At 41.1% G+C, this 16377-nt stretch carries 22 protein-coding genes; 21 read left to right on the top strand and 1 reads right to left on the bottom strand.

Annotated features, from left to right (window positions below):
• Positions 1-101: 101 nt before the first annotated feature.
• From fusA to N4627_RS07505, 3 genes are all read left to right on the top strand, one after another.
• Positions 102-2186: an elongation factor G gene (fusA, locus tag N4627_RS07515; RefSeq protein ID WP_003716647.1), complete on the top strand. Its 2085-nt coding sequence runs from the start codon at positions 102-104 to the stop codon at positions 2184-2186.
• A 155-nt stretch (positions 2187-2341) separates the two neighbouring features.
• Complete coding sequence (guaD, locus tag N4627_RS07510; RefSeq protein ID WP_098045112.1) at positions 2342-3682, top strand: guanine deaminase; 1341 nt, start codon at positions 2342-2344, stop codon at positions 3680-3682.
• 12 nt (positions 3683-3694) lie between these two features.
• On the top strand, positions 3695-5020 hold the full coding sequence (locus N4627_RS07505) for a uracil-xanthine permease family protein (protein WP_098045113.1): 1326 nt from the start codon (positions 3695-3697) through the stop codon (positions 5018-5020).
• 53 nt (positions 5021-5073) lie between these two features.
• Here N4627_RS07505 and N4627_RS07500 read toward each other — a convergent pair whose 3' ends face one another.
• Positions 5074-7965 (bottom strand): YfhO family protein, encoded by a 2892-nt coding sequence (locus tag N4627_RS07500; RefSeq protein ID WP_040530792.1) that lies wholly within the window; start codon positions 7963-7965, stop codon positions 5074-5076.
• A gap of 344 nt (positions 7966-8309) precedes the next feature.
• Between N4627_RS07500 and rpsJ the strand changes: the two genes are divergently transcribed.
• From rpsJ to rplR, 18 genes are all read left to right on the top strand, one after another.
• Positions 8310-8618 (top strand): 30S ribosomal protein S10, encoded by a 309-nt coding sequence (gene rpsJ / locus N4627_RS07495; RefSeq protein ID WP_003716651.1) that lies wholly within the window; start codon positions 8310-8312, stop codon positions 8616-8618.
• 38 nt (positions 8619-8656) lie between these two features.
• Positions 8657-9319: a 50S ribosomal protein L3 gene (gene rplC, locus N4627_RS07490; protein WP_003716652.1), complete on the top strand. Its 663-nt coding sequence runs from the start codon at positions 8657-8659 to the stop codon at positions 9317-9319.
• A 22-nt stretch (positions 9320-9341) separates the two neighbouring features.
• Positions 9342-9965, top strand: a complete 624-nt coding sequence (gene rplD / locus N4627_RS07485) for a 50S ribosomal protein L4 (RefSeq protein ID WP_003716653.1) — start codon at positions 9342-9344, stop codon at positions 9963-9965.
• The gene (gene rplW, locus N4627_RS07480; protein ID WP_003716654.1) at positions 9965-10258 is read left to right on the top strand and encodes a 50S ribosomal protein L23; all 294 of its coding nucleotides are present in this window, start codon (positions 9965-9967) and stop codon (positions 10256-10258) included. Before rplD ends, rplW begins: the two co-directional genes overlap by 1 nt.
• 25 nt (positions 10259-10283) lie before the next feature.
• Positions 10284-11129, top strand: a complete 846-nt coding sequence (gene rplB / locus N4627_RS07475) for a 50S ribosomal protein L2 (protein WP_040530795.1) — start codon at positions 10284-10286, stop codon at positions 11127-11129.
• 40 nt (positions 11130-11169) lie between these two features.
• On the top strand, positions 11170-11445 hold the full coding sequence (gene rpsS / locus N4627_RS07470; protein ID WP_003716656.1) for a 30S ribosomal protein S19: 276 nt from the start codon (positions 11170-11172) through the stop codon (positions 11443-11445).
• Positions 11446-11463: 18 nt separating this feature from the next.
• The gene (gene rplV, locus N4627_RS07465) at positions 11464-11811 is read left to right on the top strand and encodes a 50S ribosomal protein L22 (RefSeq protein WP_003716657.1); all 348 of its coding nucleotides are present in this window, start codon (positions 11464-11466) and stop codon (positions 11809-11811) included.
• Positions 11812-11823: 12 nt separating this feature from the next.
• Positions 11824-12483 (top strand): 30S ribosomal protein S3, encoded by a 660-nt coding sequence (rpsC, locus tag N4627_RS07460; RefSeq protein ID WP_003716658.1) that lies wholly within the window; start codon positions 11824-11826, stop codon positions 12481-12483.
• A 2-nt stretch (positions 12484-12485) separates the two neighbouring features.
• Positions 12486-12920, top strand: a complete 435-nt coding sequence (rplP, locus tag N4627_RS07455; protein ID WP_003716659.1) for a 50S ribosomal protein L16 — start codon at positions 12486-12488, stop codon at positions 12918-12920.
• Positions 12910-13116 carry a 50S ribosomal protein L29 gene (gene rpmC / locus N4627_RS07450; protein ID WP_003716660.1) on the top strand — a complete coding sequence of 69 codons (207 nt, stop codon included), beginning with the start codon at positions 12910-12912 and terminating at the stop codon, positions 13114-13116. The genes rplP and rpmC overlap by 11 nt, the downstream gene beginning before the upstream one ends.
• A gap of 25 nt (positions 13117-13141) precedes the next feature.
• Positions 13142-13408: a 30S ribosomal protein S17 gene (gene rpsQ, locus N4627_RS07445; protein WP_003716661.1), complete on the top strand. Its 267-nt coding sequence runs from the start codon at positions 13142-13144 to the stop codon at positions 13406-13408.
• A 64-nt stretch (positions 13409-13472) separates the two neighbouring features.
• On the top strand, positions 13473-13841 hold the full coding sequence (gene rplN, locus N4627_RS07440; RefSeq protein ID WP_003716662.1) for a 50S ribosomal protein L14: 369 nt from the start codon (positions 13473-13475) through the stop codon (positions 13839-13841).
• Positions 13842-13875: 34 nt separating this feature from the next.
• On the top strand, positions 13876-14184 hold the full coding sequence (gene rplX / locus N4627_RS07435) for a 50S ribosomal protein L24 (RefSeq protein WP_003716663.1): 309 nt from the start codon (positions 13876-13878) through the stop codon (positions 14182-14184).
• A 30-nt stretch (positions 14185-14214) separates the two neighbouring features.
• Entirely contained in the window at positions 14215-14757 is a 543-nt protein-coding gene (rplE, locus tag N4627_RS07430; RefSeq protein ID WP_003716664.1) for a 50S ribosomal protein L5, read from the top strand.
• Between the two features lie 15 nt (positions 14758-14772).
• A complete protein-coding gene (locus tag N4627_RS07425) occupies positions 14773-14958 on the top strand; it encodes a type Z 30S ribosomal protein S14 (RefSeq protein WP_003716665.1) in 186 nt (61 codons plus the stop codon).
• Positions 14959-14988: 30 nt separating this feature from the next.
• Positions 14989-15387 (top strand): 30S ribosomal protein S8, encoded by a 399-nt coding sequence (gene rpsH / locus N4627_RS07420; protein ID WP_040530800.1) that lies wholly within the window; start codon positions 14989-14991, stop codon positions 15385-15387.
• A 29-nt stretch (positions 15388-15416) separates the two neighbouring features.
• The gene (gene rplF / locus N4627_RS07415) at positions 15417-15953 is read left to right on the top strand and encodes a 50S ribosomal protein L6 (protein WP_003716667.1); all 537 of its coding nucleotides are present in this window, start codon (positions 15417-15419) and stop codon (positions 15951-15953) included.
• A gap of 65 nt (positions 15954-16018) precedes the next feature.
• Positions 16019-16375 carry a 50S ribosomal protein L18 gene (gene rplR / locus N4627_RS07410; protein WP_040530802.1) on the top strand — a complete coding sequence of 119 codons (357 nt, stop codon included), beginning with the start codon at positions 16019-16021 and terminating at the stop codon, positions 16373-16375.
• Positions 16376-16377: the final 2 nt, after the last annotated feature.

Here is a 16377-nt window from a genome sequence, read left to right as displayed (position 1 = left end):
ATATAGGGGTGACGTAGATTATTTGAATAACCGTCATCCCTTTTTCTAAATAAAGTTTGATTTTGAAATAACCATATTCTGGAAGGAGATACACTTTTAAGATGGCTAACAAACGTGAATACCCTCTTGACAAGACTCGTAACATCGGTATCATGGCCCACATCGATGCCGGTAAGACGACTGCCACTGAACGGATTCTTTACTACACTGGTAAGATTCACAAGATTGGTGAAACCCACGATGGTGCTTCACAAATGGACTGGATGGATGAAGAAAAGGAACGTGGTATCACTATCACTTCCGCAGCCACTACTGCCGTTTGGAAGGATTACCGGATTAACATTATCGATACCCCAGGACACGTGGACTTCACTGTCGAAGTTGAACGTGCACTTCGGGTTCTTGATGGTGCCGTAACTGTTCTTGATGCCCAAGCCGGGGTTGAACCACAAACCGAAACTGTTTGGCGTCAAGCTGATGACTTTAACGTTCCACGGATTGTGTTTGCTAACAAGATGGACAAAGTTGGTGCCAACTTTGACTACTCAGTTCAAACTATTAAGGATCGTTTGAACGTTACCCCATTACCAATCCAAATGCCAATTGGTGCCGAAGATACTTTCTCTGGTGTTGTTGACTTGGTTAAGATGGTTGCTTATGTTTATGACGAAGATAAGCTTGGTACTAACTGGGACACTGTTGATATTCCTGATGACATGAAGGAAGAAGCACAAAAGCGTCACGATGCCTTGATCGAAACCTTAGCTGACATTGATGACAACATCATGGAAAAGTACCTTGAAGGTGACGAAATTTCCGTTGACGAAATTAAGGCTGCTATTCGTAAGGGTACTTTGGAACAAAAACTCTTCCCTGTATTAGCTGGTTCAGCTTATAAGGATAAGGGTATCCAAATGATGCTTGATGCTGTTATTGATTACTTACCATCACCACTTGATGTTAAGCCATTCGTTGCTCACGATGCTGATGGTAATGAAGTTGAATTGACTGCCGGTGATAACAAGCCATTTGCTGCTTTGGCATTTAAGATTGCTACTGACCCATTCGTTGGTCGTTTAACATTCTTACGGGTTTACACTGGTTCACTTCAATCAGGTTCATACGTTCTTAACGCAACTAAGGACAAGCGTGAACGGATTGGTCGTTTGCTTCAAATGCACTCCAACCAACAACACGAAATTCCAGAAGTATTCTCTGGTGATATTGCTGCTGCTATTGGTTTGAAGAACACTACTACTGGTGATTCATTAACTGATCCTGATCACCCACTTCAACTTGAATCAATGGACTTCCCTGACCCAGTTATCCAAGTTTCTGTTGAACCTAAGTCAAAGGCTGACCAAGACAAGATGGACAAGGGTCTCCAAAAGTTGGCTGAAGAAGATCCAACCTTTAAGGCTGAAACTAACCCAGAAACTGGTGAAACTTTGATCGCCGGAATGGGTGAACTTCACTTGGACATCATTGTTGAACGTCTCCGTCGTGAATTCCACGCCGAAGTTACTGTTGGTAAGCCACAAGTTTCCTACCGTGAAGCATTTACTAAGAAGGTATCTGCACAAGGTAAGTTTGTTCGTCAATCTGGTGGTAAAGGTCAATACGGTGATGTATGGATCGAATTCACACCACTTGAAGAAGGTAAGGGCTTTGAATTCGAAGATGCCATTGTTGGTGGTGTTGTTCCTCGTGAATTCATTCCTGCCGTTGAACAAGGTTTGAAGGAAGCTATGCAAAACGGTGTATTAGCAGGCTACCCACTTGTTGATATGCACGCTAAGCTTTACGATGGTAGTTACCACGAAGTCGACTCTAGTGAAGCCGCCTTCAAGGTTGCTGCATCACTTGCATTAAAGAACGCTGCTAAGAAAGCAGATCCAGTTATCCTCGAACCTATTATGAAGGTTGACATCGTTGTTCCTGAAGAAAACATGGGTGACGTTATGGGTCAAGTTACTGCTCGTCGTGGTACCATTGATGGTATGGAAGAACGTGGTAACGCTCAACAAATCCACTCATTTGTTCCACTTTCAGAAATGTTCGGTTATGCTACTGCCCTTCGTTCTGCTACCCAGGGTCGTGGTACCTTCACTATGACTTTCGATCATTACTCAGCTGTTCCTAAGTCAGTTCAAGAAAAGATCATTAAGGAAAGCGGCAATAACTAATCATTATTGTTAATTAACCTTAGAAGGGGCCTGAAGACGAATTAGTCTTCAGGCCCTTTTCCTATCCTTTAAATAAAAACGAATTATTAAGTATTTACATTTAAAATAGTTCGTGTTAAGCTAATGATACAAATTTATTGAAAGGAAATAATTTGATGGAGAACATCGTTATTCACGGAACTTACTTTACATCTAAAAATGTGAATGAAGTAGAATTCCATGAAGATCATTTAATTTGTATTGATCGTAGTGGAACCATAACACGAACATTGTCGCCAGTTGATGCTGAGTATTCACAAATACTAAATGATGCTCGACAAGCGGGGCGATTAATTGAGTTAAAGCCTAACCAATACTTATTACCAGGTTTCATTGATCTTCATGTCCATGCTCCACAATGGCCTCAAGCAGGATTAGCACTTGAATTACCGTTGGCCGATTGGTTGAATCACTATACTTTTCCGTTAGAAGCTAAGTTTGCCGATTCTCACTATGCTCGTCGTGTTTATCAAGATTTTGTCCATCAATTGCTTAGTCATGGTACTACTACTGCAATGATGTTTGGGACGATTCATAACGATGCTAATGTAGAATTAGCACGTCAATCTGTTACACAAGGCTTACGTGCGTTTGTTGGCCAAGTTGTCATGGATAATCCGGAACAAACACCGGATTATTATCGCAACCAATCATCGGTAAGTGCTCTTCATGCAACGGAGCAATTTATTAAAGAGATATTTGAATTAGCAAAGAAGACTTCATCAACAGTGGTTCCGGTTATTACACCACGGTTTGTGCCGAGCTGTACGGACGAAGCATTAACTGGTCTTGGTCAGCTTGCCAAACAGTATGATTTACCGGTTCAGTCTCATTTAAGTGAAAGTAATTGGGAACATGGATACGCAATTAAGCGATTTGGCATTCATGATACGGCTGTAATGGATCATTTTCACCTATTAACAGAAAAATCAGTAATGGCTCATGGAACCCAGCTAACTAGTGATGACTTAACGACCCTTCGCCAAAGAGGAACCACGATTGCCCATTGCCCAATTTCAAATGTTTATTTTGGGAATGGGGTTTTAGCGGTTAAAAAATTGTTAGCCTATGGAAACAGCGTTGGCTTAGGGAGCGATATTTCAGGGGGCTATTCGCCAAGTCTTTACCATAATATTCGGCAAGCAATTAAGTCTTCACAGATGCTTACGGATGGGGTTGATAGTTCGCTAGCAACGGCAACTCGTGGTGTTAAAGACTCACGAATAACAATGGCAAATGCATTTTACTTGGCGACTGTTGGCGGGGCTAAAGCTCTTCAACTAAAGGTTGGGAAAATTGCTCCAGGCTTTCAAGCTGACTTTCAGATTGTCAATGGACATCAGCCATTAATGAAACTATCAATTGCTGATGTTTTTCAGCGATTAATGTATCAAACCGAACAACAAGATATTCAAAGTGTTTATGTTGCTGGTAAAAGGGTTTATGAAAGAGAGTAGGAGGATAACTTAATGGATGAAAAGGCACAATTATTGATTGGACCCGATGAAAAGGTTCCAACCGGAGAAGCAGTATTACTTGGTTTACAACACGTTTTAGCAATGGACGTTTATGTTCCGCCAATTATTCTTGGTGGACTATTGGCAATGGGGGCAGCTGATTCCACAGGATTGCTCCAAGCAACGTTTTTAGCCTGTGGAATTGGTACAATCTTACAAACGGCTTACTTTATGAAAATGCCCGTTTCTCAAGGACCATCATTCGTTCCCTTAACTGCGGCTGCTGGGGTTGTTCTTGCTAGTGGCGGCCTTCATGGTGGTGGGATGTCAACATTAATGGGTGCACTACTTGTCGGTGCAATTTTGTTAATCCTGCTTGGGCTAAGCGGCTTCTTCCAAAAAATTATTAACCGTTTAGTTCCAGCTGTTGTTGGTGGGACAATTATTACTTGCGTTGGTTTATCACTAATTCCTTCAGCATTGAACGATAATATCTTTGAGGCTAAAGGTGATGTTTACCAAAACATGGAATTAGCAGGAATTACCGCTGCTATCTTAATTGTTTGTGTAGCAATCAGTATTCGTTTCCCTAAGGTTCAAAAGTTATTTAAGACTGGTTCAATTGTAATTGCCTTGTTAGTCGGAACTGCAATTAGTGCTTCAATGGGACGTTTTGATGCTTCATCCGTTGCAGCAGCCCCATGGTTTAGTCTTCCTCAACGAACAATTTTTCACTGGGGAATCCACTTTGATATGACTGCAATTTTTACCTTCATTATTATTTATGCAATCTTAACTACTGAAACTACCGGGACCTGGTTTGCAATGGGTGCCGTAACAAATCATGAAATTACTGATAAGCAATGGAACCGGGGAATTATTGGTGAAGGCCTTAGTTGTTTAATTGCTACGATTACCGGGACAACACCTGTTACGGGATACTCTACAAATGCTGGAATTATTTCAATCACTGGTGTTGCCAGTAAGATTGTGTTTGTCGCCGCTGGGGTATGGTTCATTATCTTGGGATTCTGTACAAAGCTTTCAGCCTTTCTTGCAGCTATTCCGGCTCCAGTAATTGGTGGGGTTTTCGCTATCATTACTGTGACAATTATGTTAAATGGGTTAAATGTTATCCGAAACTTAAAGGTCCGAGAAAGTGACCTCTACATCATCGGATTGCCAATTGTGATTACGATTGCTTTAGTGTTAATTCCGCAAAAAATTGTTCATGGGGCACCCCAAATGGTTCAATACCTTCTTGGTTCACCAGTTGCAATGGCAGCAATTACGGCAATTGTTCTTAACCTCATAATGCCAAAGCGGGCTAAAATTTAATTTATTCTCAAAAAGCTCCCTAGCGTCTAAATGACGTTGGGAGCCTTTTCTAGTTATTTTTTTCGGTTAAACATAATTAGTGAGATCAAAGCAGCTACTAGCGTCCAGATTAAACCAGCGATGCTTACGATTAAGCCAGGACGGAAGCCAGGTAATTGATAAGTGAACTTTATCTGGTGTGTACCGGCCGAAAGCGGAATTCCTAGGAATGCTTGGTTGGTTCTAACTGTTTTAACGGCTTTACCGTTTACGGTTGCCCGCCAACCACTTGAGTACGGAATTGAGGAGGTAAGGATTCCCTTTCTGCTAGTACTGATTGTGCCTTGAATTTGATTCCGACCAAACTTGATATTCTGCAAACCATGCTTCTTAATGTTTGCCAATTGATTTTGGTAATGATCATCAAGCTTTTCAGCAACTACCTGGTACTTTAATTGATAAGTACCAAGTTTTGTTGGTTGAAACGAAAGATGATCTGGAAGACCACCAGCATAGTAGCCAATATTCAACGTTGAATTTTTAACTTGCTTAAAGAATGAAAGGGTACTTTGCTTTGGTTGATTAATTGTTGCGGTACCAAAGCGGCTGCCAACGTTAATCTTAAAGCTAATATCAGGTGAACCATTAAGAACATGATAGCGCCAATAACGATACTGATTATATTTATAATTAACGCTACTGCCAGGATTAGTTGCCATCTGTTGGAGGTGTTTCTGCTCATATTTGAGCTGCTCCTTCATTGAAAATGGGGTGAACTTAATTTGACTAAACTCAATGTGAAGTTCAGATCCACGAAGTTTTCGTCTAAAAGTAGAGTTTGTTAATTGCGGCAGCTCAATCCGGTATTTCTCCTCGCTATCCGTATACTTTAAGTTTTTGGGGTTAACCTTATTCAACCGGTTTGATATTAAATTGCTTTTTAACTTATAGACGTGGTTATTAAGATTTGCGGCTTTCATTCCCTTAGTAACGTTTTCATGGTTAACCACCACCCCACTTGCCAGTGCTCGCTCCTTCTCGGTAGGGGATAACTTGTGGTAACGTTTCTGACTAATGTAGCTATCTTGCCAGTAAATTAGTGGGAAAGCATTATTTGATTTATAGCGGTTTGTCTGGGTAGGAATAAAGTCTTTTTTGTCCTTGATATTGCTTGGCTGGCCAGAATCGTAATTAATAATGGGGGTAGATGATTGATCCAGAAAATAACCAGCAGGAATCTTGGTAGCATTTTCACCATCACTCTGAACAAATAAGTACTTAACGCCTAAAAAGTTATTAAGAACCGTCCGATCATCAACTTGACGAAGGGGGACGTTTGCTTGGTACTGGTTATTTTGCAAGCTTGTACTGAAATCACCTAAATATTGATTTTGCAGTGAATAATATGAATCAATATTATGAAGTCCAGAAGTAAGATCGTTATCAATAGTTGGAACATCAATGATTTGATTTTGGCTAATTGTTGATACCCGGTAAGTAGGGGTACGAGTCAAATCTTTGTCAAGTCCTCCATAACGCATTGCCATCATTTGCTGGTATTGTCCACGGTTAAGCATCTTAGTACTGAAATCCCCATTAAACGGAAATGATGCGTAGATTGCGTTGAATCCTGCGTTAAGAACGATAATTCCAAAAAGCCAAAGCTGGGGATAGCTAAGACGATGAAAGTTAATCAACCAGAGAAGGAGTAATGAAGTTATAAGAAAAAGGAGGGGGATAATGATATCATTTTCGCTTTCAAAGAGAAATGTAACGAGAAGAACCACTACATAAATTCCCGTTGCGGAAGAAATAATTTTTAGCGAGTGGTGAGAGAGTGAGGTAGCATTTTCAACTAATAGGCAAATTGCCATTGCTAAGGGAAGGTAGATTAAGAGGGTCCAGCGATTCGAAGCAGCCATCATTCCGTTAAAGGCTGCACCAACAGCAGGAATGAGGAGCATGATAAGGGCAAGGCTAAGGCTAATTGTGATTAATGGGTACTTTTTAGCATGAATATAGACATAGACAAGGGCAATGAAACCGATAGAAACAATTCCCAAAGCACTCCAAAACATAAAGGACCATTGATCACCGTTGATTAACTGTTTCGGTAAGAAGAGATAGTAGTATAGCGGGTAAACCTTTAAGCCATTTGCAAATTGTGCCCCAAGCCGAGTTGAATGACTAACAGCAATCAGCTCTGGGATCCACATAATGGCTGATAAGAGCAGACTTGTAATGGTAGCAAAGGCTAACTTAATAAATACTTGGAGATAATTAAGAACCCTTAAGTACTTGGTCGTAACACGAAGAATAAGGTAGATTAATGAACCGATCCCGAGAATAAATGCCAGATAGTAGTTACTAATGAGCATCCATGTGAAAGCACCAGTTAATGGCCATGCAGAGCCACCCTGTAAAATTCGTTCAATTTGAACCACGATTAATGGAAAAAGAATAAAGGGTGTTGTAAAAAACGGTTGGGCAACGCAAGCATATAATAGGAAAGAATTTACTAGATAAGCAGTTGTTCCTGCGAGAATGGTTGTATTCTTAAATTTGAAATGCTGCGCAAAATAAACAAAGGAGAGACCGACACAGTACATCCGAATAATGCTAATGAACTGGTAAGCTCGGGTAATTTCACGTGCCGGAAAGAGCAGTGCCAAATAGGAAAAAATATCTCCAATATTATAATAGGAAAAGACTTGGAAAGTATCTGATCCTAATCCAAATTGCCAGGACCAAAAATTAAGCTTTCCAGGGTGATGAAGAAAATTAACCACTGCTTGACGGTACTGGGCTAAAAGAGGAAGGTGCTGATTTAAAGCATCCTTACTCCAGATAATACTATGACCAGTTACTAAATATGTCCCGAAAATACATAAAGCAAGGAATAAAAAGAGAACTGTGTATTCGAGGTATAGTTTAGTGACGTTTTTTTTCTTAAACGAAAACTCCATAAGTAACTCCTTGATAAATAAATGTACAATGATCATATTTTAGCATTTGTTAGTACAAACACGACAAAAACTAAAAAATATTGCAGAAAAATTTCGTGACTGCAATCAACTTGTAAAGAAAAAAGTGAAATTAATTTCTCAAAAAGGTTGATATAACAATCATTCTTTAGTATTATGGATAGGTGCTTGAGTTCAAGAGGTATATTTTGTATACCCCCAAACGAAATTAAGCTGCGAAGCGATGATGCGGAAGGTTGCGACACACCCGGCCGCTTTGCCACAGGATGTGGCGGTAATTTCCGCGGAGCTAGTCAAATTTTAAATCTGACGAAGGAGGGAATATAATGGCAAAACAAAAGATTCGTATTCGGTTAAAGGCTTATGAACACCGTATCCTTGATCAATCAGCAGACAAGATTGTTGAAACTGCAAAGCGTACAGGTGCTCAAATTTCAGGTCCTATCCCGTTGCCAACTGAACGGACTATTTACACTGTTCTCCGTTCACCACACAAGTTTAAGAAGTCTCGGGAACAATTTGAAATGCGCACTCACAAGCGTTTGATTGATATCGTTGATCCAACACCAAAGACTGTTGATTCACTTATGAAGCTCGATCTTCCAAGTGGTGTTGATATCGAAATTAAGTTGTAATTATATTTTTAAATTAAATTATTTTAGGAGGTGTACTCATGGCCAAAGGAATCTTAGGTAAAAAGGTTGGGATGACTCAAGTTTTTACTGACAACGGTGAATTAGTACCAGTTACTGTTATTGATGTAACGCCAAACGTTGTTATGCAAATTAAGACCGTTGAAAACGATGGTTACAATGCCGTTCAACTTGGTTTTGACGACAAGCGTGAAATCTTGAGTAACAAGCCTGAACAAGGTCATGCAGCAAAAGCAAACACGACCCCTAAGCGCTTCATCGGTGAAATCCGTGACGCTGAATTAGGGGATGACATCAAGGTTGGAGACGAAGTTAAGGCTGATGTCTTCAATGAAGGTGAAACTGTCGACGTTACGGGTGTTACAAAGGGTCATGGTTACCAAGGTAACATTCACAAGGACAACCAATCACGTGGACCAATGTCACACGGTTCTCGTTATCACCGTCGTCCAGGTTCATTAGGACCAATTATTAACCGTGTCTTCAAGGGAATGAAGTTACCAGGTCGTATGGGTGGCAAGACTGTCACTATGCAACACCTTGAAGTGGTTAAGGTTGATCTTGATAACAATGTTCTTTTAATTAAGGGTAACGTTCCTGGTGCTAACAAGTCATACGTTACTATTAAGAATTCTGTGAAGGCTAACACTAAGAAGAGCCTGAGCAAGCAACACAACAAATAATTAAGAAAGGAGGAAGTTAATAATGACTAGCGTTAATTTGTACAAGCAAGATGGTAGCCAAAACGGTACTATCGATTTGAATGCTGATATTTTCGGTATTGAACCAAATGAAAATGCTGAGTTTGAAGCCATTCTTCGTCAACGTGCTTCAATGCGTCAAGGTACTCATGCCGTAAAGAACCGTTCAGCTGTTAGCGGTGGTGGTAAGAAGCCATGGCGTCAAAAGGGTACTGGTCGTGCTCGTCAAGGTTCAATCCGTTCACCACAATTCCGTGGTGGTGGTATTGTCTTCGGCCCAACTCCACGTTCTTACAAGTACAGCCTTCCTCGCAAGGTTCGTCAACTTGCTATTAAGTCTGCCCTTTCTCAAAAGGTTCTCGACAACGCTTTAGTTGTTGTTGATGCATTAAACTTTGATGCACCAAAGACTAAGGAATTTGCAGGAGTTATGGATAACCTTAAGGTTGCCGAAAAGGTACTGGTTGTTGTTACTGATGATGACAAGAACGCTGCTTTGTCTGCTCGCAACTTGGCAAATGCCACTGTTGTTACACCAGCTGGTGTTAACATCTTAAGTGTTGTTGACAGTCAAAAGATTGTCATCACTAAGTCAGCTCTTTCTCAAGTAGAGGAGGTGCTCGCATAATGGAAGCACGCGAAGTTATCTTACGTCCAGTAGTTACTGAAGCTTCAATGGCTGGTATGGACGACAAGCGTTACACATTCGATGTTGATTTACGAGCAACTAAGACACAAGTAAAGAATGCTGTTGAAGAAATCTTTGGTGTTAAGGTTGTTAAGGTAAACATCATGAACTTAAAGGGTAAGAAGAAGCGTCAAGGCCGTTACGTTGGTTACACTAAACGTCGTCGTAAGGCTATTGTTACTTTATCTGCCGACTCAAATGAAATTAAGCTGTTTAATGACAGCGAAAACTAATCATTAGAAAAAGGAGGAAAACATAGTGGGAATTCGTAAGTACAAACCTACTACTAACGGTCGCCGTAATATGAACGGTTATGACTTTGCAGAAATTACAAAGTCAGCTCCAGAAAAGTCATTATTGGCTCCTTTGAAGCACAAGGCTGGTCGTAACAGCTACGGTCACATTACTGTTCGTCACCGTGGCGGTGGTGTAAAACGTCAATACCGTATCGTTGACTTCAAGCGGATTAAGGATAATGTACCTGCAACCGTAAAGGCAATTGAATATGATCCAAACAGGACTGCAAACATTGCTTTACTTGGTTATGCTGATGGTACTAAGTCATACATCTTGGCTCCAAAGGGCCTTAAGGTTGGTATGACTGTTCAATCTGGTCCAGATGCTGATATCAAGGTTGGTAATGCTCTTCCATTAAAGAATATTCCAGTTGGTACAGTTATTCACAACATTGAATTAAAGCCAGGCAAGGGTGGTCAATTAGCTCGTTCAGCTGGTGCTTCTGCTCAATTACTTGGTAAGGAAGAAAAGTATGTACTTGTTCGTTTATCATCTGGTGAAGTTCGGATGGTTCTTGCAACTTGCCGTGCTACTATCGGTACTGTTGGTAATGATGAACATGCATTGCTGATTAAGGGTAAAGCTGGTCGTACTCGTTACGCTGGTCAACGTCCACACGTTCGTGGTTCTGTTATGAACCCTAATGATCACCCACATGGTGGTGGTGAAGGTAAGCAACCTGTTGGTTTACCATCTCCTCTGTCTCCATGGGGTAAGAAGACCGCTGGTAAGAAGACTCGTTCACACAAGGCTCGTTCAAACAAGTTCATTGTTCGTGGTCGGAAGCGCGGTCCACACACTCGTTAAGATTAAATATCGCTTAAATACCCGAGAGGAGGTACACTAAATGGGTCGTAGTTTGAAGAAGGGACCTTTCGCTGATGCTTCTCTATTAAAGAAGGTTAAGGAACAAGAAGGTTCTGATAAGAAGACTGTCATCAAGACATGGTCACGTCGTTCAACAATTTTCCCAAGTTTTATCGGTTATACTTTTGCTGTATATGATGGTCGTAAGCACGTGCCAGTTTACGTACAAGAAGATATGGTTGGTCATAAGCTTGGTGAATTTGTTCCAACACGGACTTTCCATGGTCACGCTACTGATGACAAGGCAACTAAGTAAGGAGGGTGAACAATAGACATGGCTGAAAACATTACATCCGCTAAGGCAACTGCTAAGATGGTTCGTGTTTCTGCACGTAAGGTTCGTCTTGTTTTAGACGCAATTCGCGGTAAAAGCGTTGCTGAAGCATTTGCTATTCTGAAGTTCACTCCTCGTGGTGCCGCTTCAGATGTTGAAAAAGTATTAAATTCTGCTGTTGCAAACGCTGAAAACAATTTTGACTTAGATCGTGCTTCACTTGTTGTTAGCGAAGCATTCGCAAACGAAGGACCAACCCTTAAGCGGTTCCGTCCACGTGCTAAGGGCTCCGCTTCACCAATTAACAAGCGGACTAGTCATATTACAGTGGTTGTTACAGAACGATAGGAGGAATGAATAGTGGGTCAAAAGATCAATCCTAATGGTTTTCGTGTTGGGGTCATTCGCGACTGGACTGCTAAGTGGTATGCAGAAAAAGATTTTGCAAACTACTTAAACGAAGACCTTCGGATCCGTAAGTACATTGAAAAGCGACTTGCTGATGCCTCAGTATCAACCGTTGAAATTGAACGTGCTGCTAACCGCGTAAACGTTTCAATTCATACTGCCAAGCCTGGTATGGTTATTGGTAAGGGTGGTTCAGAAGTTGAAGCACTTCGTAAGGAATTAAACAAGTTAACTGGTAAGCGTGTCCACATTAACATTGTGGAAATTAAGAAGCCAGACTTGGATGCTCACCTTGTTGGTGAAAGTATCGCTCGTCAATTGGAAGCACGTATCGCATTCCGTCGTGCAATGCGTGGTGCTATGCAACGTGCAATGCGTGCCGGTGCTAAGGGTATTAAAACTCAAGTTGCTGGTCGGTTGAATGGTGCAGATATGTCACGGGTTGAATCATACTCAGACGGAACTGTTCCTTTGCACACTTTGCGTGCCGACATTGATTACTCTTGGGATGAAGCAAATACTACATACGGTGTTCTTGGTGTAAAGACTTGGATTTACCGTGGTGAAGTTTTGCCAACCAAGAAGAACAACGATGAAGAAGGAGGGAAGTAAACATGCTAGTACCTAAGCGAGTTAAGCACCGTAAGGTTCAACGTGGCCACATGCGTGGTGAAGCCAAGGGTGGTAAGACTGTTTCATTCGGTGAGTTTGGTTTACAAGCATTGGATTCCCACTGGATTAGTAACCGTCAAATTGAAGCTGCTCGTATCGCTATTACCCGTTACATGAAGCGTGGTGGTAAGGTTTGGATTAAGATCTTCCCTCAACTTTCCTACACTAGCAAAGGTGTTGGTGTCCGGATGGGTAATGGTAAGGGTGCCCCAGAAGGATGGGTTGCCCCAGTTAAGCGTGGCAAGGTAATGTTCGAAGTAGCAGGTGTATCTGAAGAAACTGCTCGTGAAGCTTTACGTCTTGCCGGTCACAAGTTGCCAGTTCGCACTAAGATCGTAAAACGTGAGGAAGTAGGTGGACAATCTAATGAAAAGTAAAGATTACGTACAAGAACTGAATGGATTAACCACTGAGAAGCTACTTGACCGTGAAAAGGAACTGAAGGAGCAATTATTTAACTTACGTTTCCAATTAGCAACCGGCCAATTGGAAAACACTGCAAGTCTTAAGCAAGTACGCAAAGACATTGCCCGGGTTAAGACAGTTCTTCGTCAACAAGAATTAAATAAATAAAGAATACGAAAAGGAGGATTAGCGCATGAGTGAAGAACGTAATGCACGTAAGGTTTATCAAGGCCGCGTTGTTTCCGATAAAATGGATAAGACTATCACTGTTGTGATTGATACTTACAAGAGTGCCCCAATTTACGGCAAGCGTGTTAAGTATTCTAAGAAGTACTACGCACATGACGAAAACAACGAAGCTAAGACTGGCGACACTGTACAAATCATGGAAACACGTCCATTATCTGCAAAGAAGCGTTTCCGTCTTGTAAAGATTGTCGAAAAGGCTGCTACCCTTTAATTAGCAGACAACTCTAAATTTCGTATTCTAATTCTTATTCAAAGATGGAAGGAGGACATTAACCGTGATTCAACAAGAAAGTCGGTTGAAGGTCGCTGATAACTCCGGTGCCCGCGAAATCTTGGTAATCAAGATCTTAGGTGGTTCCCGAGTAAAAACAGGTAATATTGGTGATATTATTGTTGCTACTGTAAAACAGGCAACACCAGGTGGCGTTGTCAAAAAGGGTGACGTTGTTAAGGCTGTTGTAGTACGGACTAAGCAAGGTCTACACCGTAAGGATGGTTCATACATCAAGTTTGATGAAAACGCTGCTGTTTTGATTAACAACGATAAGAGCCCTAAGGGTACCCGTATTTTTGGCCCAATTGCTCGTGAACTTCGTGGAGATGACTTCATGAAGATCGTTTCATTAGCTCCAGAAGTTCTGTAAGATTTACCCAAAAATAAGGAGGTGCACTATCAACATGTTCATTAAAACAGGTGACAAAGTTCGCGTTATCGCCGGTAAGGACAAGGGCAAGGAAGGTACTGTTAAAAAGACCATTGCTTCTGCAAACCGTGTGATCGTTGAAGGCATTAACATGGTTAAGAAACACCAAAAGCCAAGTAACTCAAACCCTAATGGTGGAGTTATTGATACTGAAGCTGCTATCAGTGCTTCAAATGTTATGCTGATTGATCCTTCTACTAACGAACCAACCCGTGTTGGTTTCAAGTTCGTTGATGGTAAGAAGGTTCGTTTTGCCAAGAAATCTGGCAAGACTATCGACTAAAATTAATTACGAAAGGAGGAATAACTTCCAATGGAAAATCGTTTGAAAGCTAAGTACGAAAGTGAAATCCGTCCAGCATTGATTGAAAAGTTTAACTATTCATCAATCATGCAAGCACCTAAGATTGACAAGATTGTCTTAAACATGGGTGTTGGTGACGCTACTACCAACTCAAAGAACCTTGATGAAGCCGTTGAAGAATTGGGATTGATTTCTGGACAAAAGCCTTTAATTACTAAGGCTAAGAAGTCAATCGCCGGCTTCCGTCTTCGTGAAGGAATGTCAATTGGTGCCAAGGTCACTTTACGTGGTGAACGCATGTATGATTTCTTGGATAAGTTGATTAATGTTTCATTACCTCGTGTTCGTGATTTCCATGGTGTAAGCAACAAGTCATTTGATGGCCGTGGTAACTACACTTTAGGTATTCGTGAACAATTAATCTTCCCTGAAATTGATTTTGATAAGGTTAACCGTGTTCGTGGTTTGGATGTTGTTATTGTTACAACTGCACAAACTGATGAAGAATCACACGAATTATTGGCTCAACTTGGTATGCCGTTCGCTAAATAAAGGAGGTTCCACAAATTGGCTAAAAAATCAATGATTGCTAAGTGCAACCGTCCAGCTAAGTTCTCAAGTCGTGAATACACACGTTGTGCACGTTGTGGACGTCCGCACTCAGTTTACCGTAAATTCCACTTATGCCGGCTTTGCTTACGAGAACTTGCCCACAAGGGACAAATTCCTGGTTTAAAGAAGGCTAGCTGGTAAACAAATCACCGACAAAGGAGGAAAACATCGATGTCTATGAGTGATCCAATCGCAGATTTCTTAACTCGTATTCGTAACGCTAATATGGCTCAACACGAATCAGTAGAAGCACCTGCATCAAAGATGAAGAAGGACATCGCCGAAATCTTAAAGAATGAAGGTTTCATTCGCGATGTTGAATACGTTGACGATAACAAGCAAGGCATCATTCGTGTCTTCTTAAAGTATGGTAACGATGGTCAACGGGTTATTTCCGGATTAAAGCGGATTTCTAAGCCTGGTCTTCGTACATACGTTAAGGCTGACGCAGTGCCAAAGGTTCTCAACGGATTAGGGATTGCCATTATCTCAACATCTGAGGGTGTTGTGACTGACAAGGTTGCTCGCGCCAAGAAAATTGGTGGCGAAGTTATCGCCTACATTTGGTAATTAATTAAATTAAGTTAGGAGGTGCAAGCATGAGTCGTATTGGTTACAAGGAAATTGATCTACCAGAAGGTGTAGAAATTTCTCAACAAGGTAATATTGTGACTGTAAAGGGTCCTAAGGGTACTTTAAGTCGCGAAATTTCACCATTGATCAAGATGAGCGTTGAAGGCAACGTTGTAAAATTTGATCGTGATGAAGATAGCAACCAAGTTAAGATGGTTCACGGAACAACCCGTGCAAACGTCAACAACATGGTTGAAGGTGTTGTTAATGGATTTAGTAAGACCTTGAAGCTTGTCGGTGTTGGTTACCGTGCTCAATTTAAGGGTAACAAGCTTATTTTGACTGTTGGTTACTCACAACCAGTTGAAATGGACAAGCCTGAAGATGTTGATATTAAGGTTCCTGACAACACTACTATTGAATTAAGCTCAATCAACAAGCAACACCTTGGTGATTTTGCTGCTTTAGTTCGTGCCGTTCGTTCACCTGAACCATACAAGGGTAAGGGTATTCGTTACGAAAACGAACACATTATTCGTAAGGAAGGTAAGACTGGTAAGTAATATTTGGTTACTAACTAGTTATTATCGACAAATTAAACTATATTTTATATTAAGAGGTGACTGTTGTGATTTCTAAACCAGATAAGAATAAGATCCGTCAACGTCGTCATATGCGCGTTCGCGGTAAGATTTCTGGTACTGCGGAGCGCCCACGCTTAAGTGTTTACCGTTCAAACAAAAACATTTACGCTCAATTAATTGATGACGTAAAGGGTGTGACGCTCGCAAGTGCCTCCACAATTGACAGTGAAGTTAGTGGAAAGAGCAAGACTGAACAAGCTAGTGGTGTTGGTGAATTAATTGCCAAGCGTGCTGCTGCAAAGAACATCACTAATGTTGTTTTTGATCGTGGTGGATACCTTTACCATGGTCGTGTTCAAGCATTAGCTGAAGCTGCTCGTGAAAACGGACTTAAATTCTAAGG

This window comes from Limosilactobacillus vaginalis (genome assembly GCF_025311515.1).
In the GTDB taxonomy this organism is placed as follows: Bacteria; Bacillota; Bacilli; order Lactobacillales; family Lactobacillaceae; genus Limosilactobacillus; species Limosilactobacillus vaginalis.
Note: the sequence above shows the minus strand (reverse complement) of the source record. Positions and strands in the feature narration are given on the sequence as shown.